Source organism: Serratia ficaria, assembly GCF_900187015.1.
In the GTDB taxonomy this organism is placed as follows: Bacteria; Pseudomonadota; Gammaproteobacteria; order Enterobacterales; family Enterobacteriaceae; genus Serratia; species Serratia ficaria.
This window is the reverse complement of sequence record NZ_LT906479.1, coordinates 3,452,768-3,475,055: the sequence shown is the minus strand read 5'-3', so window position 1 is coordinate 3,475,055 and position 22,288 is coordinate 3,452,768. Positions and strand designations below refer to the sequence as shown.

The following is a 22,288-nucleotide window of genomic DNA, read 5'->3' as shown; positions in this document are numbered from 1 at the left end:
AATGGGCGAGTCATTTCCGGTTACTTTAGATGAGTGGAATACAGCCCTGGTTAAAGCCATTTTTTTTGATCCTTCTTGTGCCGGGTCAACATTGAGCCGAATTGATGCTACGGGGCGAATTTTTGATGAATTCAAAGGCTGTCGTAGCAAAGACGAAGCTAAACGTAGCTTTTTAGATGCATTTGGTAAAACACCATATGAGATTCGAGCTCGCTTTAAATGCACAACAAAAAATGCAGCGCTTACGCAACGAGACGGAATCCCACCTTACTTCGCTGCACTATACCTCACTCTGCTTTCTGCCAGTGCTGACGATGACACTTATGAGGTAGGAGATTTCCGAGCAAGATTTGCGATTTTGTTAGGTTTTAGTGAATTACAAAATTTTTCATTTAGTGACTTGCCCGCATTGTGGCACCAATTAGCCGATTGGAGCCGGAGACGAAGAGAGCTTAAAGGTGATTGCGCTGAATTAATTCTTCCAGTTCCACCTGCAAGTGAAAAGCTTATTGGCCATTCTAAGCGTTTATCATTTCCTTGTTATAAAGATGAAAATCGGCTTCGTGATTTACTTGCTAATGAAAAACTAGATAGCCATTCCTCCTTTCAAAAAGTAAATGAAGCTATACACCGTCAATTGTTTTTTTTTAATGAAGTTTTCAATTATGAGGTCAAGACATTTAATTGTTTTTTGTTGAGTGCATCTTGGCAACAAGCCTTCAATAGCCCATTTTGGGGGGCTGTTCGAGACATCACAAGATATGATGAAAGCCAAAAAATAGCAGAGAATGGTAGATTTTGTATACAACTAGATTATGCTGATTTGTGGCATCCAGAAATCTATCTATTGATGGATCAGAAAGGGGCGGATGTTTTTACTGTACAAGAGACCTACACGCTACCACAACAGACAAGTATTTATACTAAAGGCTATTATCAATCTAATATTGATAGTATGTTGATACATCTTTCGTCATTATCACAAAAACAAAATAAAGGGCTTTATCAATCAAGAATAGGAATGGCATTGCAGGTGGGATGCCTTCCATTGTTTCAGGATGACTCAGGCTATATTAGCTCTGACGGTCATTATTTTGATGATGGTCCGGTTTGTCTGGTGATAGATAGTAGTTATGTAAAAAACATTAGCGTGGTGAGTAAGCATATTAATTTAAAATTTAGTTTTTTGGGGTTTAATTCAGAACGTGATAAATGGAGTATTCTTTTTTTTGACGCAATAAGTCGACAGGCACTGACTTCCTTAGCGAAGGCACTTCCTCAAAGCATCCAACGTTTTTTGATTCAAAGTTGGATGCCAGCAAGGCCTCGTCTTATTGGTGGGGCGAGATTCGGACAGGCTGTATTACTTAACCCTGCTAGCACTCCGTTTATTCACATGGAAGGAGTTAACAGTGGAAGATTTGTAATTTGTGATTCTATGGGTAATGAACTTGCTACAGGTGAATTATCGCTCAGTGACGAAGGATTATATATTTCACCAGAGAAATTGGTTTCCATTCACGGGCAAACACTGTGCCGCTATCTATTAACAGTAGATCAACAAATTACGCCTCTTACTTATGATGTTCATGTATTAGACCATGCACCTGAGGCGCTTTATCGACGGTTAAAAGAACCAAGCAATTGGTTGGTTGATGGTCCTTTGGGTGTTTTAGTACCACTTGATGATGTTGCGCGTAGCGAATCTAACTCTGAATTTGTAAATAAACAGAAACTTAGTCCTATGGGGGGAGAGTGGTCATTATGGCAACAACATGAATCGCCTCCTGTAGAACGTGAACTTACTGGTCTGCATTCTATTCCCGTAGCGCTCGATTGGTTAGCTGAAGCACTGTCACTACGTTTTCAAAGGCGCAGCACGCTGTCTTTTAATGAACTAAATAAACATCTCGTACCCGTTTCCAGAGCAATAGGTATTCCTGCCTGGCGGCTACGCCGAATGCTATTTGCATCTGGTTGGCTTTCTGTGGTTGAAAGTCGGTATACACCTTATGCCTCAGTAATACAGGCTCCTCGCACAATCTCATTACTTGACGACAAAGCGCGTACAGTGGCTCGTATTTGTGGAATGATGACAAAAAGTGAACGTAATCATCTGCAAAATGCGCTAGAAGATAATGAGCATCTTGAAAGGTGGTCAATACGAGGTCATGATCTTGCTACAGGTTGTATTACTTTAAATTTGTCAAACGTTGATCGTGCAAAGTTGCTGGTTAAACAGTTTGGTTTGCAACTTATTACCAAGGCAGATTTTTCTGTCAGTCCATTAGGCGCTGTGATTTTACCAATCACTCAGATAGAAAATATTCCATCGTTACCAGTCAATGTAAATGTGTCGACTTGGTTAGAAGCAAAAAATGATTGGTCTGGAGAGTCAGTATTAATTGACCACAATTGCAATGCTTTCGTACGTTGCCGGGAAAAACAGCGCAATCGATATTTTATTATTACCAAAAATGGTTACTGGCGGACTGACAGCTTTGCTTGGGGATTGATGGCTCAGACTATTTTTTCAAAGAAAAAATTGGGTCTCCGGAGCCATAACGGTGATCTACATTGGTCAAAAAGTCTAATAGCGTTACCGCCTTCTCTCACACAATGGTGGTTACATTTTGCTGGTGGCTGTCTTTCTATTGGCGATGACGGTCATGTTTCATTTGTCGGTGGCGGTAGCTCTATTTGGGGCGATCTAGATCGTTCAGAAACTACTACACAAGAGTATCACAACCGGGCCATTGTTCGCCGCTCGCGGGCGTTAAAGTTACGCAAAGGCCGATAATACCAACAGCACGAACAATTTTTACTTGTTCGTTAGATTCACAACGAATTTGTTGAGTTGGCATGTAAAGGAGTTTAATCAGGATGGCTAAAAAACAACAACTTACTAAAGTGCGCTTGAGCCAAATGTACTGCTATGGTTTAGAACCTCACGAGCGAATCAACTGCCTGAAAGAGTGTAAGCAGAAGCTCATTATGGCGGGTGCAAAAGCGGATAACTTGCCTAAAACGCTATCTCAACAACTACATTTTTTAACTGAGCTACAGTCAAAAGCTCAGATTGTTATCCAGACATGGCTTCGAGCTAACATACAGTTTTCTGAACAAGTCGATCCCAATAAAATTCTTAATGACATCCTGTTAAAAGAAAAAAATGGCGACGGTATAGAATCGTCAAAGTTATTGTGGCGCGATATTTTAGGATTTTACATTTCTCAGCCATGTCCTGAAATCATTGAGCGGTTCCTCAATGACGAGCCTATATTTCCACTCCATGATCATGTTGAAGAATACTCCGAGAGTTTGTTGAAAGATCAATTTATCAATGTGACGGAAGATGATCTAGAACAATGTTTACTAATCAGCCAAGGTCACGTTGCACCATCCGATCGTATATTTCCGATGTTTGTTGCTGGTCTTGTGAATACGCTTAATGGTGAGCAAGAAGCAGCCAGCGGGTGGAAGGAAAAGTTATCCAGACATGCCTCCCCTATGGCGCAAAAATTTGAAAGTATTATCACGGAATTTGAGTATTCTCATAATCAGAAAGAAGCTAACGGTATTGAAGTTTTATCGGCAGAGTTTATTGCAACAGAGGATGTGAACGGTTATGTAATCGATAGCATAGCTTTTGTCGGTGTCGTTACCAAATTGCTTCCTAATGATGCTTTCTTTGTTTCACCTGTTGCTATATTTATTAATGATAAACTTTGGTCACTTTCTGAAGAACAAGTGAAGGCCATATATCCTCATCGTGGTGAAGTAGTTGGATTTATAAACAATTACACCAAAAATTTTACTCAAGGAGAGTTGGGAGTATGGGAGGCGGAACATCGACCATCCGACAAACAGGCTCAATATGTACTGGCTGGCTATCAGTCGCGTGTATACCCTGTCGTCAAGCTTCCCCATTTATCCAGTGACCCAGACTCTGTCAGAGCGTGGTTATTAACTCAGTATCAACCACATGATGAATCTCCTGCTATTTTTTTGCTGGATGATGGGGTAGCGTTAAGACTTCCCGGTGATCTATCGGATCCTAGAAAATATGACTTCGATGTACCACTTGATAGCTACAGAAAATTGACCTGTGTTAAATTACATTCACAGAAAACCACCATTGTGACTCGACTTCCCATCGCCAGCGAAAAATACGATTGTGCGCCCGCTGGTACATGGATAAAACGTCTGATGAAGCTAAATTATTCATCAACTAACTTTCCTGTTTTCAACAAAAAACATTTGCAAAGTTTAACTCAATTTATTAATGAGTATGAGCCAGGGAGTAAGGCCTATTTCCGTGCCTTGGCTCATCTGGAGCAGATTGCTGATTCAAGAGAATTGTTGGATGATATGGTTCAGCGGCTACTGGAATTGCCCGTAGTAGATGCTAAAATTAATATAGAGAAGAAAGCGATTCTGGCTGATTATGAAAGTGAACAGAAACAATTAAGACAGGCAATCTCTTCTTTGGCTGACAAGAAAGCACAACTTGAATTGGAAATCGATAAACAAAATAAACATCTAAAAACTGAAACAGAAAAATCAAAAAAAATGATTCGCCAACAGGAAGCAGAACTGGATTTGCGTATCAGACAAACCTTCGAAAATGCGTCACAAGCCGGTATCGAAACACTAGCACAAACGGCCTTGTTTCGTGCACTGGTCGCTGATGTAGCGGTGCCGAAACCCGATTTTACAGTTAAACCTGAATCCGCCATTGTAGCCTCACTATCTATACCGCAGCCAGAACCGTATCTATCACCAATAGCAACTGAGATAACCAGTAAAAGTCAGCTATTGACAGTGATGGAAGAGCAGGCAACTGCAACAGGGCTAAGTGAAACCTTTTTATCATGCATTGTCGCAGCCGCGAATGTAACACCTATTGTTGGGTTATTGGGGAAAAATACTAAAAAAGCGCTTTCTGCTATAGCTAACGTTTTTTCAGGCGGAGTTCGTGGGGAAGTTTCTATCCACGGTGATTTGTTTAGCATCAGCGATTTAATGAAATCTCCTGTATTAGTCAGAAGAGTGGAAAACACATGCACCATGACTCTGGGGGATTTTTTGCTGCATCAGCAAGATAATAGACTGGCTACGGTGGTGGAGTTACGTGGATTTAACCGTATGCCACCAGAGACATTGTTACCTGAGTTGAGTGACTGCCAGATCAGTGATGAACTAGCATCTGGATTTTGCTGGGTGGATCAACATCAGACGCTGCGCCATATTTCAATTAGCCAACCGATACTGTTTGTGTTGACCTTTGCTGTTGGTAAAAGCACGTTCCCATTACAGGGGCCTAGTGCTCGCAGATTGCCGATGTTTCTGGCCGAAAGCATCTGGGGTGATGAACAACCCGCTAATAGCACTACTGAGATCACATCCACCTATGTAACGTCAGTATTATGGAAATCACTATATACAAGTACCCGTCAATCTAACGCTAATCATCATAATGAACAGCAAATCTTACAAACTACACTGAAATCTTTCCATTATTCTGATGAAGAATCACAGGCAATTACCAAATTAGCGTTTGAATCTGGGCGTAGCACATCGGAGAAAATAGTTTCAGATATTGTGCCATTAGCACCTACACTAACGAATTATGCTCGGGAAATTACGCAGGGCGAGGCTGCAGCGGTGCTTGATTGCCTATTTCAGTCATAAGGAAGGTATATAGTATGAACAACCCATTAGAAACGTTTGAATCCATAAGGGATTTTTACATCGCTTATCTTGAGACTGCCTTCCGTATTGGATCTCCTGCCATTCAGGGGTACCGCCGAGAATTACTTGAAAAGCAAGGGACGTTGTGTGCGGATTTATTTCTGGAACCAATGCCCCGATATAGAGACTATGGTTTAACTATTAGCGACTTACGGGATGCTTCGAAAGGGGAAACATGGCTGCCGGGATTTACCGCCCAGCAAAGGGCTGCATTTATCGATCTATGCCTGGGAGGGCTTTTGCCACGCGATCTCAAGGATGTGACCAAAGGGCGTTTTAAACTCTATACCCATCAATTAGAAATGTTACAACGAGGCGTACAACCCGGCAAGCCCGGCATTGTTACTTCAGGAACGGGTTCTGGTAAAACAGAATCCTTCTTACTGCCTATTCTGGCGCAAATTGCCAAAGAGGCAAGTCAATGGTCTCAAAGTACCGCGCTTAAAAGTTGGCTGCCATGGTGGCATGAACCAAATGCCCAACCTACCTTTATGCGAGATCGAGAAGCTCCTATTTATGGGAGACCTAAAGCTGTGCGAGCATTAATCCTCTATCCGATGAATGCGCTAGTAGAAGATCAATTAGTGCGTATGCGCAGAGCGCTCGATTCTGATGAAGCTCATGAGGTAATGGATTCCCATTTTGGTGGCAATCGTATTTTCTTTGGTCGTTATACCAGTGCCACGAAAGTGACTGGGTGGTTGGATCATCCTCGACTAGGTAATGAGCCAAAAGAGAAAAAACGTGTGGCAGGTAAAGTCACTGAATTACGTAAATATCTGCAATTTGCTGAACAGACCCATAAAGAGGCTGTACATCAAGGGAATCTCGATAAGGATGATAATTTACAGTTCAATTTTCCCAGACCGGGCGGAGGCGAAGTGCTTAGTCGCTGGGAAATGCAAAAAATGCCGCCAGATATTCTCATTACTAACACCAGCATGCTTTCAACTATGCTGGTGCGTGAAATTGACGACCCTATTTTTGATCAGACCCAACAATGGATCGAACGCGATCCGAATGCCTACTTCTATCTTGTGCTCGATGAACTGCATCTCCAGCGCGGTACGGCAGGCACTGAAGTCAGCTATTTGCTTAAACATTTGATCAACCGCCTGGGGCTAGATCAACCACAACATCGACACAAATTACGAATTCTGGCTTCGAGTGCTTCACTCCCCGTGAGTGGTCAGGAGGGTAATCAAAGTATTGACTATCTTTGGGGCATGTTTGGTCAACGCGGATTACCAATGAATGCCAGCGCGAAGGACTGGAATACTTGTATTGTTGATGGAAAACTCGATGAACTGGTTGATATACCGCTTTTTTGTGGGGATCTCCCAGCGCTTTGTCAGGCGGTTGAGAAACTGAAGTCAACGGAGGCATCTGGAATATGGAGTGACATAGCTCGTAGTCTGGGATGCTATCGTGATGATGTTACCATAGAAGAATTAGCGCAGCATACGGTCTTATTGGCTGCGCGAATGCTGGAAAAGGGATGTACTAATGATAAAAAATCTTCACGCGCAACCGCTATCAACTCACTGGCAACCGATCTATTTGGAGAACATCCCGATGCGCGTAGGGGAGTCAGTGCGCTAATCTGGATACGGGTGACGGTTGATAGTTGGCAAAAGTGGTTTGCACATCCTTTTCCTGCTCATATTGTACTACCACGTTTTCGGGCTCACGCATTTTTACGCGCGTTGGAAGGTTTATATGTTGCTCCGCTGCCATCACCGCCACAAGCAGATAAAGATGAAATAAATCAATGGTTATTTGCCGATCTTACGGTTGAGTCTGGTCTACGGTACGGTGATCGTTTGTATGGAGATAGGCAGCGTTCGCGACGCGTGGAACTGCTCTATTGTGAATGTTGTGCAACATTATTTTTGGGCGGAAAACCATCTGCTTTCTCAGCGAGAAGTGAGCGGACAGAACTTCTACCAAACGATCCTGACATAGAGAAGCTCCCGGAGCACGCAAAATCGGTGATGATTGAGCGACGTTCAGCAGAAGAATATGTCTTGTTTATGCCAACCGTTGATCGGTTCTGGCCTCTCGGTAATGAAAAACTCGCAGATGACGATTCTTTTGGTAAATGGAGGGAGGCAAGTTACGATCCGTTTACCGCAACGATTACTCAGCCAATATCTCTGGTAAAACCCTTACTAAAAACCGATATTGCTGGCTGGTTCTATAATGTTCCTGTGGGGGATTTTATCCCTCCGAAACGAGAACAGTCATCCAGTAAATCACCTGGTTCTTCATTGCCTTTCCAATGCCCAGCATGTGGAACCTCATATAAATATGGTAAAGGAAAACAGTCTCCTATTCGTGGTTTTCGAGTAGGTTTCGCGAAAACCACGCAGCTCCTTGCTAGTACATTAATGGCTGAATTGCATAAATTCGGAGATCAAGAACGACTGATAACGTTCTCTGATAGTCGACAAGATGCGGCTAAGGCCGCGCTTGATCTTGAATCTGGGCATCATGATGATATCAGGAGGGAGATCCTCATCGGTTCGCTGAAAGAACTTGCGGCGGATAATTGTTCACATGAAAAATTGCGTATACGTTTTGATGAGGTTACAAAAAGGAAGAAAGAACTTGATATTCTTGATGATCTTAACAAACTCTCAGACGTACAGGAAAAAGAACTAAACGATCTTTGGAAAGAACGAAAACACATCAAAGAAACGTTATTACTCCCACAGGCTGATAGTGTCTCGCTAGAAGCTATATTGGAAAATTCGCCCAAGGCGGGAGAGCCACTTAATAGATTGCTGGCTAAGCTGGTTAAAGCTGGTATTCATCCGACGGACCGGACTGGCATTAACCCGGTACCCGATCCATCAAAATATAGAGAAGACATTAAAACCTTTACATGGCAGCAGCTCTTTGATAAAGACCATCAAAATAAATGGTGCTGGAAGGCTTTTCCTTACTATGAAACTGATCTGAATATTGCTCGTCAGGAAATTTCACGCGATCTGAAAGAACTAGCCGGTGAAAGCGTATTCAGCAAAACTTACTTTGCATTGGAAGAAGCTGGATGGGGGTATCCCTGCATCCCTATTTCTGAGAATTACTCCAGGGAAAAATTGGCAATATTTGATGCATTACTTCGAGTTTTGGCGGACGCTTATCGAGTCGAGCCATCGCAGTATCGTAATCCCGACAACCCTAACACACCTTGGAGAAAGGCATCAGCGATCCCTAAACTCAATAGGGTATATCGCTTTGCTAATTCAATATGTCAACAATCTGGCGGTAGTGTTTTAGGCTTACTTGATGAGTTTCTTCTGCTACTTGAAAAAGCGGGGCATCAAGGTGGAGTAATTGATATTGGCAAAGTGCATTTCCATTTAGTTGAACCTGCAGCTAGCTTCTGGCGCTGTAACAAGTGCGGTCGCGTTCACTTACATCTGGGGGCCAAAATATGCACCCGCTGTCATGCTGTTTTACCCGAAATACAATACGGTGAAGCTGGTATGCTTCAGAAACAAAACTACCTTGGTAAACGTATTTTGCATTCATCCGGCAACCATCGAATGCGTTCTGAGGAGCTCACTGGGATGACAGAAAATCCAGCAGCAAGATTACGTCGCTTCAAAGGTATTCTTATTGCGGATGATGATGATATTTTACCAACGGGACTGAAAAACTTTGAACCAGACACTGCGCTGGACAGAAAGGCACGCGTTATTGACGTGCTTTCTGTAACAACTACCATGGAAGTTGGCGTTGATATTGGCGATTTACGTGCTGTATTTCAGGCCAACATGCCACCGCAACGTTTTAACTACCAGCAGCGCGTAGGTCGTGCTGGGCGACGTGGTCAGGCTTTTGCTTTCGTTCTGACCGCGTGTCGTAGCAAAAGCCATGATCTATTTTACTTCCGTCATCCAGAAAAAATCACTGGTGACCTTCCACCGCCGCCTTTCTTAACAACCAAGCTGGAAATGATCTGTCAACGACTGGTGCGCAAAGTCTGGTTGGTTGCTGCGTTCAAGTGGCTAAGACAGAACACAATTAATTCACACCAGTCATGGCCTGTAGATGAACACAGGCATAAAACCGATAACCACGGTGAGTTTTTTCAAGTTGACTGGCTAAAAGACCATCGGGTTGACTGGCTACCACGTATCCGTCAGGCACTAATAGCAACGATGAGAGATCGTGATGAATTTGCCCATGTCTGCATGCCGGATAATCAATCTTTCTATCATAGCATTGTGCAATTACTGACCCCCGACAATATGAGTCAGGATATTGATTCGGCGCTAAACGATAATGCGATGGCGGGTAAAGGGCTGGCTGAAGCGCTGGCGGAGCGAGGGCAATTCCCGATGTATGGTATGCCAACTCGCACGCGTTTGCTACAAACCAGAGCTATTGCTACAGGAGAAGACGATATCCAGTTTGCTAGCATGGATCGCGATCTGGACATTGCAATACAAGAGTTTGCACCGGGAAAATATCTGGTACAGGACAAACGACGCTACTTAACAGCAGGTTATGCTGGGATGCTTAGGCAGCGCTATCCCAACGCTAAAGAATTTGATTCCAACGTGAGTGAACTGGGAGAAGGTCGAAAGATGACTGCCTGCCCAGTATGTCATGTCTGGACTCCAATCAATCACACGATCCCCGAATGTACCGCCTGCGGTGCGGTGTTAGATGATGTTGAGCAGTACCAATGTTATGTACCTTATGGGTTTATTACCTCACTGGAAGATAAATCAGTCAAAGAGGATATCGATCAAACTCTGACCAATGCCAGCCGAGCTTCTATTGCTGAGGCTTACTCAATCTCATCTGAGGCAGAGTTTGATGCTAATGTTGCCATTCAACTTGAATCTCAAATTTGTCTTCATCGCCTTAATCGGGGCACTTATATCGATGAACGGTGGAGCGGTTTCAATGCGCTACAGGGAAACTTGCGTGTTCCCTATAGAAAAGAGGGCGTATATCAATCATTAACGGCAAATCGCGTTTGGGCCGATAGCCAATTACTTGAAACAGATCCTGTGCTGAAAAGACGGTTCACGCCTTTACAGGAAAGTAGAACCTCTTTTTATCTTGCGGCACCTAAAGTGACGGACTTGTTGGCTCTGATGGTGGTTAATACCCCTGTTGGCCTTCATTTACAGACGCCGGCATTCCGGGCCGCAGCACTCTCTGCTGCATTTATTATTGTCAACTATGCATCAAAAGAGCTGCTTGATATCGATCCAGAAGAAATCGAAATTCTGGAGCCGCGTGTCCAAAGATTAGCGGACGGAAGGCTGGCACCGATATTGCAAATGGCCGATCGTCTGGTTAATGGTTCTGGGTTATGCGAGCGTTTACAACAGAAAGGATCATCTGGTACGCCGATAATTCTTGAGGTAATGAAAGCTATTGTCAGCAACAAAAATGGCTTCCCGCTAAAAGAGTTTCTGGACAATGACCATCCGAAAAAATGTATTCAGGCGTGTTATCATTGCTTGCACAGATATGGTAATCAGGCTTATCACGGGTTACTTGACTGGCGACTTGGGCTGGATGTTATCCAACTGCTACTGGATAAAAATTATGATGCCGGACTAAATGGTGATTTCTCAGCTCCCGGTATCGCTGATTGGCGAGAAAATGCCGTGAGTTTAGCCAAAGAGGCGGCATCACTCTTTAATAGTGAAGTTAGAATGGTAGGCCATATTCCGCTAATTAACATTGGCCCACAACGATGGGTTGCGGTGACCCACCCATTCTGGAGCGTGGATGGCGTTTTCATTGCTAATCCTGAGCTTGAAAGGCTTTTCCTTGAATGGCAACTGGAGAAAAAAACGATCAGTACTTTTGATCTCTCTCGTCGTATGGGAGCTGTTATGACTAAGCTAAGAAACCCTGACGGTAATAAGGAGGATTGAGAGCGATATGAATGCTATAACACTTACGCGTACTCGTCCGGCGATCCCGTCTAAGCTAGGAGTGTTTATTGCATGCCCAGCGAGATACTTACTGGAGAGTGAACTACATACTACCCACCAGGTATCTTTACATCCTCGGACGATTCTCGGAAGTGTTGTACATTGGTTGGCGAATACATTGCAAAAGAATTTAGATGGCACGCCAGCCTCATTTGTAGAGCTGTTAGAGAGCTCCTTCATTAGTGCATTGAGGAATACTAAACGGGCAGGGCCCATTACTGAATGGGTCCTTCAACATTACGGCATTTCAGGAATAATATCCCGTCAGACGCTGCTTGAACAAGTTCGCTATGCTAAATCGATAACTAAACCTTTTGTGGAGCGAGGAAAATATTCGCCAATCAGGCTCGAAAAGCAAGAAGGAATAATTCCTTTTGGCAGAGAAAAAATACTTAGCAGCTCCAAGTTCAATATGATTGGAAGAGCAGATCTGATTTATCAAACAGACTCGGGGTCGATACGGGTCGTTGATTTCAAAACCGGCAAAGTATTGGATGAAACAAACCAGCCTAAAGACCATTACTTTCTGCAAATTGCGGCATATGGGATGATGGTGAAAGAACAGATTCCTGATGTTGATATTGAATTAGAGCTGGCAGGTGCTTCTGACAGCTGGTTGGGACATCTGGATAAAATCCTGAATGACCGACTTATCCATATTCTTAGTAAATTGAACAATACATTACCATTGAATAAGACTTTTTATGCCGAAGCTCTTGTACAAACTGGAAAACATTGCGTCACATGTATAAGTCGTTGCTCATGCCCTGTTTATCGTGAAAAGCTACAGCAACACCTGCAGCAACATCAGTTTGGACCTACGTTCTCTGACTATGATATTATCGGGCGGTTACTGGACGTTGAGGAGGGGGATAGTTTAATCACTCTTCGAGTTCAGCTTGCTAATGGTTATACAATAAAGGTATTTCGAATCCCCTCGCAGATTTTTCCTGAGTCGGAAAGGATAGTCGGGCGTCTTTTATCAATGTATGGTTTAAATCGCTTAGGTCGAAGCGCAGAAGGAAGTTTCCCTCGAAATTTTTATGTAATTGATACACAGGATCCAAAGCGATCCGCATTCCAATTTTTCTTGCAATGGAAATAAAGCTTACCTGAAGGATGAGATAGTTATTAAAAGGGGAAATGGCCTTCCCCTTTAGCTGCGTTTTAACTTGAGAGTTAATTCAACAAGTTAATCAATCGTAACAGCGTTGACAAAAGCTCCAGCACGATGATGATCACAGACAGCATGTTCATCCGCGTTCTCCACATAATGCGGAATGCAACATCAGTACCTTACCCTTACATTGCCTGTCGGCATGGGCATACAAGTGTTAGATTGTATGGTCGCATGTCGCTGCTTAACGATCACCTATCGTTAAGGGCGAAAAATCACCAACGGGGTTTTTATTGTCTGGAATTTGGTTTCTCACGTATCCCGATTTCACCGGGCCAAAGGAAAGCACCAAAGCAAAAAGCCCGCTTAAGTTTCCTTAAGCGGGCTTTTCTAATATGGCTCCTCTGACTGGACTCGAACCAGTGACATACGGATTAACAGTCCGCCGTTCTACCGACTGAACTACAGAGGAATCGTGTGAACGGGGCGAATAATAGCGACGCCGCCGGGCTTTGTCAAAGCGCTAAACCGTGAAAAAAGCGCGTTTGCTGACAGAATGAGCACCTTGCGCTGTTTTTCGGCATTCATCGCGGTTATGCGGTGATTTTGCCGACAAAAAAGCGCTGCCGCGCCCTGCACCCGGCGCTGCACATTTATGGTGCGGCGCCGGCACTCCACACGCCTTCCGCGCGTGTCGCCGCGCTGCCTGCCCGGCGCCACGGCCCCCGCATCGCGCCGGATCGCCGGGGCGGCAACTTATATGTACGATGAATAAGCAAAAAATATGTATTGGCCGTCACAATGGCTGGATTTTTGCTTACTTAATTTTGGGTAATGCGACTGTGCTCTCACGCAAATTATTTTCCCCGTCTACACATAAAGTGACGTGCTCTGCGCCCCCGGGCGTTCCGCTAAAACAGTGCTGAGGAAAACAACGATGTCATCAAAATTGATTAAAAGTCCGCTCGCTGCTCTGCTTATCGGTTGTTTAGGAACCGCTTTCACCGCCCAGGCGGATATCGTTATCGGCGTCGCCGGGCCGTTCTCCGGGCCTAACGCCACCTATGGCGATCAGTACTGGCGCGGGGCTTCGCAGGCGGCGGCGGACATCAACGCCGCCGGCGGGATTAAAGGGGAAAAAATCAAACTGGTGCAGGGGGATGACGCCTGCGAACCGAAACAGGCGGTGGCGGTCGCCAACCGTCTGGTCGATCAGGACAAGGTGTCAGCGGTGGTGGGGCATTTCTGCTCGTCTTCCACCATGCCGGCCTCCGAGGTGTATGACGAGGCCGGCATCATCGCCATCACCCCCGGCTCCACCAACCCGCAGATCACCGAGCGGGGCATGACCGGCATGTTCCGCATGTGCGGCCGCGACGATCAGCAAGGGGTGATCGCCACCAACTACATGCTGGATACGCTAAAGGCCAAGCGCATCGCGGTGATCCACGACAAAGACACCTACGGCCAGGGGCTGGCGGACGCCGCCAGGGCGGCGATGAACAAGCGCGGGGTGAAAGAGGTGCTGTATGAGGGGCTGTCGCGCGGCGAAAAAGACTTCAACGCGCTGGTCACCAAAATCGCCTCGGTCAAGCCGGACGTCGTCTACTTCGGCGGCTGCCATCCGGAAGCCGGGCCGCTGGTGCGCCAGATGCGCGAGCAGGGCGTCACCGCCAAGTTCTTCTCCGGCGACTGCATCGTGACCGAAGAGCTGGTGACCGCCGCCGGCGGGCCGCAGTACACCAACGGCGTGCTGATGACCTTCGGCAACGACCCGCGCCAAATCCCGGACGGCAAGGCGGTGATCGCCAAGTTCCGCGCCAGCGGCTTTGAGCCGGAAGGCTACACCCTCTACTCCTACGCCTCCATTCAGGCGATCGCCGCCGCCTTCGGCGCCACCGGCGGCAAAGACAGCGCCAAGGCCAGCGAATGGCTGAAGTCGCACGACGTGGATACCGTCATGGGCAAAAAGGCCTGGGACCAGAAGGGCGACCTGAAAGTCTCGGATTACGTGGTCTATCAATGGGACGACAAAGGGAAATATCACCAGCTCTAACTTTCGCCTGCGTCTTTCAGGCTGCGGCGTCGTTGGCCGCAGCTTGGAATCCATTGGAGAAATGCCAGTTATGGATCCGCGCATCGGGCGGATCCGTTCCGATACTTCCTTTGGGCCGCGTCGGATTTCGTTTGCGGCCTCACCAGGCGAGACTGCTTATTTATGGACGTTTTCTTTCTGCAACAGATGATCAACGGCCTGACCCTCGGCGCGGTTTATGGCCTGATCGCCATCGGCTACACCATGGTGTACGGCATCATCGGCATGATTAACTTCGCCCACGGCGAGGTGTACATGATCTCCGCCTACCTGTGCGCCATCGGGCTGGCGCTGCTGTCCTTCTTCGGGCTGCAGTCGTTCCCGCTGCTGATCCTCGGCACGCTGGTGTTCACCATCGTCATTACCGGCGTCTACGGCTGGGTGATCGAGCGCATCGCCTACAAACCGCTGCGCAACTCCACCCGCCTGGCGCCGCTGATCTCGGCCATCGGCATGTCGTTGATCTTGCAAAACTATGCGCAAATCAGCCAGGGGCCGCGCCAGCAGGGGATCCCCACGCTGCTGAGCGGCGTGTTCCGCTTCGAGTTCGACGGCGGCGTGGTGCAAATCACCTACACCAAGGTGTTTATCCTGGTGGCTTCGCTGCTGGGCATGGCCATTCTTACCTATATCATCCAGCGCACCCGGCTGGGGCGCATTTGCCGCGCCACCCAGCAGGACCGCAAAATGGCGTCGATTCTGGGCATCAATACCGACCGGGTGATCTCGCTGGTGTTCGTGATCGGCGCCGCCATGGCCGGGCTGGCCGGCGTGCTGATCACCATGAACTACGGCACCTTCGATTTTTACGTCGGCTTTATCATCGGCATCAAGGCCTTCACCGCCGCGGTGCTGGGCGGCATCGGCTCGCTGCCGGGCGCAATGCTCGGCGGGCTGCTGCTGGGCGTGGCGGAGGCGCAGTTCGCCGGCATGGTGAACTCCGATTATAAGGACGTGTTCTCCTTCGGCCTGCTGGTGGCGATCCTGATTTTCCGCCCTCAGGGCCTGCTCGGTCGGCCGCTGGTCGCCAAGGTGTGAGGGAGAAAACCATGTCGCAATCTGTCATGAATTCCGGGCTGGATATTAAACGCAGCCTGTTGGACGCCGTATTGGCCGGGCTGATCGCCCTGATCGTGTTCGGGCCGATCGTCGGCATCGTGCTGAACGGCTACAGCTTTAACGTCGAACCGCACCGGCTGGTGTGGATCATCGCGGCGGTGGCGGCGGGGCGTTTGCTGCTGAGCCTGTTCCTGCAAACCGCCTCCGGGCGCAAGGTGCTGGCGCGCTTCGACGGCGGCAACGACGGCGTATACGTGCGGCCGCTGGGCTACAAGTCCAGCCTGCGCTGGATCATCCCGCTGATGGCGGCGATCGCGCTGCTGTTTCCCTTCATCGCCACCAAATACCTGCTGACGGTGGCGATCCTCGGGCTGATCTACGTGCTGCTCGGGCTGGGGCTGAACATCGTGGTCGGGTTGGCCGGGCTGCTGGATCTGGGCTACGTGGCGTTTTACGCCATCGGCGCCTACGGGCTGGCGCTGGGCTACCAGTATCTGGGGCTGGGGTTCTGGGCGATGCTGCCGCTGGGGGCGCTGATGGCGGCGCTGGCGGGCGCGCTGCTGGGTTTCCCGGTGCTGCGCATGCACGGCGATTATCTGGCCATCGTCACCCTGGGGTTCGGCGAAATCATCCGGCTGGTGCTGAACAACTGGATGTCGCTGACCGGCGGCCCCAACGGCATCTCGGTGCCGGCGCCGACCCTGTTCGGCCTGGAGTTCGGCCGGCGGGCCAAGGACGGCGGCGTGCCGATCCACGAGTTCCTCGGCATCACCTATAACCCCAACCTGAAGTTCGTCTTTATCTACGCGGTGCTGTTCCTGGTGGTGCTGCTGGTGCTGTACATCAAGCACCGCCTGACGCGCATGCCGATCGGCCGCGCCTGGGAAGCGCTGCGCGAAGACGAGATCGCCTGCCGCTCCCTCGGCCTGAACCACGTGCTGGTGAAGCTGTCGGCCTTTATGCTCGGCGCCTCCACCGCCGGGCTGGCCGGGGTGTTTTTCGCCACCTATCAGGGGTTCGTTAACCCGACCTCGTTCACCTTCTTCGAATCGGCGCTGATCCTGGCGATCGTGGTGCTCGGCGGCATGGGCTCAACCATCGGCGTGGTGCTGGCGGCCTTCGTGCTGACGGTGGCGCCCGAACTGCTGCGCAGCTTCGCCGAATACCGGGTGCTGCTGTTCGGCGTGTTGATGGTGGCGATGATGATCTGGCGGCCGCGCGGGCTGGTGCGCATCAGCCGCGCCAGCTTCGCCGCCCGCAAGGGGGTGGCGCCATGAGCGACGCCATCCTGCAGGTGGAACATCTGATGATGCGCTTCGGCGGCATCAAGGCGCTGAACGACGTCAATCTGGCGGTGGAGCGCGGATCCATCACCGCCCTGATCGGCCCCAACGGCGCCGGAAAAACCACGGTATTCAACTGCCTGACCGGGTTTTATCGCGCCACCGGCGGGGCAATTTTGCTGAATACCCACAAGCGGCCGACCGACGTGATCCAGGTGCTGGGGCAGAAGTTTCGCGCCGGCGACTGGGTGAACCCGAAGCGGCTGGGCTCGCGGCTGTATTACAAGATGTTCGGCGGCACCCATCTGGTCAACCGCGCCGGGCTGGCGCGCACCTTCCAGAATATTCGGCTGTTCCGCGAGATGTCGGTGGTGGAGAACCTGCTGGTGGCCCAGCACATGCTGAGCAACCGCAACCTGATCGCCGGGGTGCTGAATACCCCGGGCTACCGCAAGGCGGAGAACGAGGCGCTGGATCGCGCCTTCTACTGGCTGGAGGTAGTGGATCTGGCGGACTGCGCCAATCGCCTGGCGGGGGAGATGTCGTACGGCCAACAGCGGCGGCTGGAGATCGCCCGCGCCATGTGCACCACGCCGGAGATGATCTGCCTCGACGAGCCGGCCGCCGGGCTGAACCCGGTCGAAACGGCCACGCTGAGCCGCATTATCCGCTTTCTGCGCCAGCATCACGGCATTACGGTGCTGCTGATTGAGCATGACATGGGGATGGTGATGGAGATCTCCGATCGGGTGATCGTGCTCGATCACGGCGACGTGATCGCCCGCGGCACTCCGCAAGAGATCCAGCATAACGATGCGGTGATAGCCGCCTACCTTGGCGCGGACGAAGAGGAGTTGGCGGGATGAGTGAGGCGATGCTGGAATTTCGCGATGTCGACGTGTTTTACGGCCCGATCCAGGCGCTGCAGCAGGTGTCGCTGCAGGTGAACGAAGGGGAAACGGTGGCGCTGATCGGCGCCAACGGCGCGGGCAAATCCACGCTGCTGATGTCTATCTTCGGCCAGCCGCGCATCAGCGGCGGGCAGATCCTGTTTCGCGGCGAAGACATCAGCCGCCGCTCTACCCATTTTGTCGCCAGCAGCGGCATCGCGCAGGCGCCGGAGGGGCGGCGCATCTTCCCGGACATGAGCGTGGAGGAAAACCTGCTGATGGGCACCATTACCGTCGGCAATCGCTATCTGCAGGAGGATCTGCAGCGGATGTTCGAGCTGTTTCCGCGGCTGAAGGAGCGGCGCAACCAGCGGGCGATGACCATGTCCGGCGGCGAACAGCAGATGCTGGCGATCGCCCGGGCGCTGATGAGCCGGCCCAAACTGCTGCTGCTGGACGAACCCAGCCTCGGATTGGCGCCGATCGTCGTCAAACAGATCTTCGGCACCCTGCGCGAGCTGACCCGCAGCGGCATGACGCTGTTCCTGGTGGAGCAGAACGCCAACCATGCGCTGAAGCTCTCGGATCGCGGCTACGTGATGGTCAACGGCCAGATCCGCCTGAGCGGCAGCGGCGAAGAGTTGCTCAACAATCAGGAGGTGAGAAAGGCCTATCTGGGCGGCGGGTAACCGCCTAGAACGTGCGCTGGATCCAGCGCACGTTCAGCCGCACCAGCGCGATGATGGCGCGGGAAAGCAGCCGCAGCCCGCCGGGTAAATCGCGGCGGCGAACGTCCAGCAGCAGCACGGTGCGCACCCGTTCGCTGTCGTTCCACACCTCGTGTTCGAAGGTATCGTCCCACAGCATGAACTCCCCCTCGCGCAGGCGATACTCCCGCCCGTCGACCTTCAGCACCGCCGCGGGCGAACCGTCCTCGCGCGTGGGCATGTCCAGCACCAGATAACCGCGCAGGATGCCGCGGAACGGGCCGCGGTGCGCCGGCACCCGCTTACCGGGCGCCAGAAAGGACAGCGAGGCGGACAGCACGTCCGGTGAAGCGGCGATAATGCCGGCCAGCGCCGGGCAGCGCGCCAGATTGCGGGGAATGGGGTGGCCGTAGGCCTGCATGATGAACATGCGCCAGTCGCGCGCGTCGTTGGCGGAGATCGACGCCTGTTCGCTCATGATTTCGTGGAATCGCGGAATGTTTCGCAGATCTTCGGCGACGGTCAGCGCTTCGTCGCGGATCTGCCGCCAGTGGGCGATAAAGCGCTGCGCATCGGGGAACAGCGCGGTGCTGTCCAGCACCGGCGCGCTATGGATGCGGCGATCGTAAACCTTGCGCAACGCAAGCACCGACCAATCGTAAATAGCTGACATAGTGACCTCGAATCAGTAACCGGGCTTTCCGCCGTCTTTTGACGCTATTGCTTGTTAAGGTGCGAGCGCCGAATGACCAGCTCGCCGGCATACAGCCGCTGGCCGCCGGGTTCAAACGCCTGCGTCAGGCAATGGATGCCGTCGGCCACCAGCGCCTGCATCGGCTGGCGGTAGGTGGTCAGCTGGTAGCTGGGGGAGGCCGCCAGCTCGATGTCGTCGAAGCCGACCACGGCGATCGGCGCGGCGCCCGGCGTGGCGCGCAGGGCGTCGATCGCGCCGATCGCCAGAATGTCGTTCTCGCAAAAAATGGCCTCGACGCGCTGCGCCGGCGGGGTGGCGGCCAGATAATCGCTCACGGCATCCAGCCCGCATTGGCGCTGATAGTGCGGCGCCTGCAGCACCAGGCTGACTTCGCGCCGCTGCTCCGCCAGCGCATCGCGAAAGCCGTCGAGCCGCCGCAGCTGGGTCGATTCACTGATCGGCCCCGCCAGATAGCCGATGCGCCGGTAGCCTTGCTGCGCAAACAGTTCGCCGATCTCGCGCCCGGCCTGGTAGCCGTTGGTGGCCAGCACCTGAATATAGGGGCTTTCGCTGTAGCGGTAGAGCACCACCAGCGGAATGCGATGAATATCCTGCGCCAGCCGGATCAGCCGCTCGTTAAGCACCGTGCCGAGGAACAGCAGCCCGTCCACCTGCATCTGGTCGGCCAGGGTCAGGGCGGATTCATAATCGCCCTCCGAGGTGATATTCAGCAGCAGCGCCATGTAACCGCGGCTTTGCAGCTGGCGGGTGACCTCATCCAGCAACGGAAAGATGTGCGGATTCTTCAGCTCGTCCGCCACCAGCCCGATGATGCGGGTGCTTTTTTTCGACAGGCTGCGCGCCAGCAGGTTGGGGCGATAGCCGAGCTCGCGCGCCGCGGCCTGCACCCGCAGCCGCGCATGTTCGGAGATCGACGCGCCGTCGGTAAAGGCGCGCGATACCGTCCATTTCGAGACGCCGGCGCGGGCCGCCACGTCGCTGGCGGTCGCCTTGTGGGCCGTCGTTTGCGGGGTAGAACCGGGTTTCTTCGCCATCATCCTTCGCTCGCGGTGAACGCTTCGGGTCGCTGAAATACCGCTCTGAAAAAACGGTAAGGTTCAACAGATTAGCACAGCCTTTCGCCAAGCGGGAGACGCCGCCGCGCCGCGCCCTCCCGGCGTGAGAGCCGGCAGGCGCGGTGCGGCGTATTTTTGTGCGAATTGTGATCCTGGCGGGCAAATATCACTCGCTGAATTTGACTTATTTTTAGCCATCTCCAATAGTCCACGGCAAGTGGCTCTGGTTTTACGGTCGATTTGCCACCTGATTTTGCACCCGGTTGCATCCAATTTTGCACCCGGGTGCAATTTGATTCAATCCCCGGAATTCAGGAGCAGACATGTTGAATGGCGAAAGAAAAATAGCCCGTCCGTTGCGGTGGGCGATGGTGGGCGGCGGGCGGCTCGGGCAGGTGGGGTATAAACACCGCTGCGGGGCCCTGCGGGATAACACCGCCTTTGCGCTGGTGGCCGGGGCGTTCGATATCGTGCCGGAGCGCGGCCGCGAATTCGGCGTCAACCTCGGCGTGGCGGCCGATCGCTGCTACGCCGATTACCGCCTGCTGTTCAGCCGGGAGGCGCAGCGCGAGGACGGTATCGAGGTGGTGTCGATAGCCACGCCGAACGGCACCCATTATGAGATTGCCCGCGCGGCGCTGCTGGCCGGGCTGCACGTCATCTGCGAAAAGCCGCTGTTCTTCACCAGCCGCGAGGCGCGCGAGATCAAGGCGCTGGCGGCGGAAAAAAACCGCATCGTCGGCGTGACCTACGGTTTCTCCGGCCACCCGCTGCTGCTGCAGATGCGCGCGATGATCGCCGCCGGCGAGATCGGCGAGATCCGCATGGTGGATCTGCAGTACACCCACGGTTTTAACGCCACCGACGACGGCGACCAGGTCAACGAAGCGCAGCGATGGCGCGTCGATCCGCGCGTCGCCGGGCCCAGCTTCGTGCTGGGCGATCTCTCTACCCACACCTACTACATGTCGCAGCTGATCATGCCGCAGATGCAAATCCGCGAGCTGCTCTGCGATCGCCAGAGCTTTATTCCTGCGCGCGCGCCGCTGGAGGACAACGCGCTGGTAATGATGCGTTACGCCAACGGCGCGGTAGGGCGCATGTGGGCCTCTTCGGTCAACGCCGGCGCCATGAGCAGCCAGCGCATTCGCATCGTCGGCAGCAAGGCCAGCCTGGAGTGGAGCGACGTCAACCCCAGCGAGCTGCGTTATGAGGTGCAGGGGCTGCCGGGCCAGACCCTGCATCGCGGCATGCCGTATCTGAACGACGACTGCAACGCCTATGAGCGGCTGGGCGTGCTGCATACCGAAGGGCTGACCGAATCCTGGGCCAACATTTACCTGAAGTTCGCGCTGGCGATCGACGCCAGCGATCGCGGCGACCGGCAGGCGCTGGCGCAGCTGGTCTATCCGGATATCGACGCCGGGCTGGAAGGGGTGCGCTGGATCGAAAACTGCGTGCGTTCCGCCGACGGCGGCGCCCGTTGGGTCAACTTCGAGTGATTTAAGGAATAACCGATGAAACTGTCTTTCTGTACCGATAGCCTGGGGCATCTGCCGTTTGAGGCGATGCTCGACCATTTGTGTTCGCGCTGGAGAACTTCGGTGGCGGCCCTGCAGCAGAGCCTCAGCCGGTAGT

12 protein-coding genes and 1 tRNA gene are annotated in these 22,288 nt (G+C 51.5%); 10 read left to right on the top strand and 3 right to left on the bottom strand.

The features are described 5' to 3' along the window. The first annotated feature begins 1 nt into the window (after position 1). From CKW09_RS24585 to CKW09_RS16420, 4 genes are all read left to right on the top strand, one after another. Positions 2–2,800: a hypothetical protein gene (locus CKW09_RS24585; RefSeq protein ID WP_145957253.1), complete on the top strand. Its 2,799-nt coding sequence runs from the start codon at positions 2–4 to the stop codon at positions 2,798–2,800. A gap of 83 nt (positions 2,801–2,883) precedes the next feature. After that, positions 2,884–5,694 (top strand): kinetochore protein, encoded by a 2,811-nt coding sequence (locus tag CKW09_RS16430; RefSeq protein WP_167387254.1) that lies wholly within the window; start codon positions 2,884–2,886, stop codon positions 5,692–5,694. Between the two features lie 14 nt (positions 5,695–5,708). Next, positions 5,709–11,669 (top strand): DEAD/DEAH box helicase, encoded by a 5,961-nt coding sequence (locus tag CKW09_RS16425; protein WP_095098391.1) that lies wholly within the window; start codon positions 5,709–5,711, stop codon positions 11,667–11,669. A gap of 7 nt (positions 11,670–11,676) precedes the next feature. Further along, positions 11,677–12,834, top strand: a complete 1,158-nt coding sequence (locus CKW09_RS16420) for a RecB family exonuclease (RefSeq protein WP_095098388.1) — start codon at positions 11,677–11,679, stop codon at positions 12,832–12,834. 408 nt (positions 12,835–13,242) lie between these two features. Here the strand turns inward: CKW09_RS16420 and CKW09_RS16415 are convergent. After that, a tRNA-Asn gene (locus tag CKW09_RS16415) sits at positions 13,243–13,318 on the bottom strand. A 465-nt stretch (positions 13,319–13,783) separates the two neighbouring features. Here CKW09_RS16415 and CKW09_RS16410 point away from each other — a divergent pair. The 5 genes from CKW09_RS16410 to CKW09_RS16390 all read left to right on the top strand — a co-directional run bounded on the left by CKW09_RS16410 (position 13,784) and on the right by CKW09_RS16390 (position 18,862). Next, positions 13,784–14,902, top strand: coding sequence for a branched-chain amino acid ABC transporter substrate-binding protein (locus CKW09_RS16410; protein ID WP_061795935.1), 1,119 nt, complete (start codon positions 13,784–13,786; stop codon positions 14,900–14,902). Between the two features lie 162 nt (positions 14,903–15,064). Continuing rightward, positions 15,065–15,979 carry an ABC transporter permease subunit gene (locus CKW09_RS16405; RefSeq protein WP_061795936.1) on the top strand — a complete coding sequence of 305 codons (915 nt, stop codon included), beginning with the start codon at positions 15,065–15,067 and terminating at the stop codon, positions 15,977–15,979. Positions 15,980–15,990: 11 nt separating this feature from the next. Then, the gene (gene livM / locus CKW09_RS16400) at positions 15,991–17,277 is read left to right on the top strand and encodes a high-affinity branched-chain amino acid ABC transporter permease LivM (RefSeq protein ID WP_061795937.1); all 1,287 of its coding nucleotides are present in this window, start codon (positions 15,991–15,993) and stop codon (positions 17,275–17,277) included. Beyond that, positions 17,274–18,149, top strand: a complete 876-nt coding sequence (locus CKW09_RS16395; RefSeq protein WP_061795939.1) for an ABC transporter ATP-binding protein — start codon at positions 17,274–17,276, stop codon at positions 18,147–18,149. The genes livM and CKW09_RS16395 overlap by 4 nt, the downstream gene beginning before the upstream one ends. Then, a complete protein-coding gene (locus CKW09_RS16390; RefSeq protein WP_061795940.1) occupies positions 18,146–18,862 on the top strand; it encodes an ABC transporter ATP-binding protein in 717 nt (238 codons plus the stop codon). The genes CKW09_RS16395 and CKW09_RS16390 overlap by 4 nt, the downstream gene beginning before the upstream one ends. Before the next feature lie 4 nt (positions 18,863–18,866). On the opposite strand, the gene CKW09_RS16385 is transcribed toward CKW09_RS16390, so the two are convergent. After that, positions 18,867–19,553: an aspartyl/asparaginyl beta-hydroxylase domain-containing protein gene (locus CKW09_RS16385; RefSeq protein WP_095098385.1), complete on the bottom strand. Its 687-nt coding sequence runs from the start codon at positions 19,551–19,553 to the stop codon at positions 18,867–18,869. A gap of 44 nt (positions 19,554–19,597) precedes the next feature. Continuing rightward, positions 19,598–20,632: a LacI family DNA-binding transcriptional regulator gene (locus tag CKW09_RS16380; RefSeq protein ID WP_061795944.1), complete on the bottom strand. Its 1,035-nt coding sequence runs from the start codon at positions 20,630–20,632 to the stop codon at positions 19,598–19,600. A 341-nt stretch (positions 20,633–20,973) separates the two neighbouring features. Here CKW09_RS16380 and CKW09_RS16375 point away from each other — a divergent pair, with 341 nt between their 5' ends. After that, entirely contained in the window at positions 20,974–22,152 is a 1,179-nt protein-coding gene (locus CKW09_RS16375; RefSeq protein WP_061795946.1) for a Gfo/Idh/MocA family protein, read from the top strand. Positions 22,153–22,288: the final 136 nt, after the last annotated feature.

Bases quoted from the DNA above. Each gene is read 5' to 3' on its own strand.
- CKW09_RS16425 (WP_095098391.1), top strand. From the start codon at position 5,709: ATGAACAACCCATTAGAAACGTTTGAATCCATAAGGGATTTTTACATC.
- CKW09_RS16405 (WP_061795936.1), top strand. From the start codon at position 15,065: ATGGACGTTTTCTTTCTGCAACAGATGATCAACGGCCTGACCCTCGGC.
- CKW09_RS16380 (WP_061795944.1), bottom strand. From the start codon at position 20,632: ATGATGGCGAAGAAACCCGGTTCTACCCCGCAAACGACGGCCCACAAG.
- CKW09_RS16410 (WP_061795935.1), top strand. From the start codon at position 13,784: ATGTCATCAAAATTGATTAAAAGTCCGCTCGCTGCTCTGCTTATCGGT.
- CKW09_RS16385 (WP_095098385.1), bottom strand. From the start codon at position 19,553: ATGTCAGCTATTTACGATTGGTCGGTGCTTGCGTTGCGCAAGGTTTAC.
- livM (WP_061795937.1), top strand. From the start codon at position 15,991: ATGTCGCAATCTGTCATGAATTCCGGGCTGGATATTAAACGCAGCCTG.
- CKW09_RS24585 (WP_145957253.1), top strand. From the start codon at position 2: ATGGGCGAGTCATTTCCGGTTACTTTAGATGAGTGGAATACAGCCCTG.
- CKW09_RS16395 (WP_061795939.1), top strand. From the start codon at position 17,274: ATGAGCGACGCCATCCTGCAGGTGGAACATCTGATGATGCGCTTCGGC.
- CKW09_RS16430 (WP_167387254.1), top strand. From the start codon at position 2,884: ATGGCTAAAAAACAACAACTTACTAAAGTGCGCTTGAGCCAAATGTAC.
- CKW09_RS16390 (WP_061795940.1), top strand. From the start codon at position 18,146: ATGAGTGAGGCGATGCTGGAATTTCGCGATGTCGACGTGTTTTACGGC.
- CKW09_RS16375 (WP_061795946.1), top strand. From the start codon at position 20,974: ATGTTGAATGGCGAAAGAAAAATAGCCCGTCCGTTGCGGTGGGCGATG.
- CKW09_RS16420 (WP_095098388.1), top strand. From the start codon at position 11,677: ATGAATGCTATAACACTTACGCGTACTCGTCCGGCGATCCCGTCTAAG.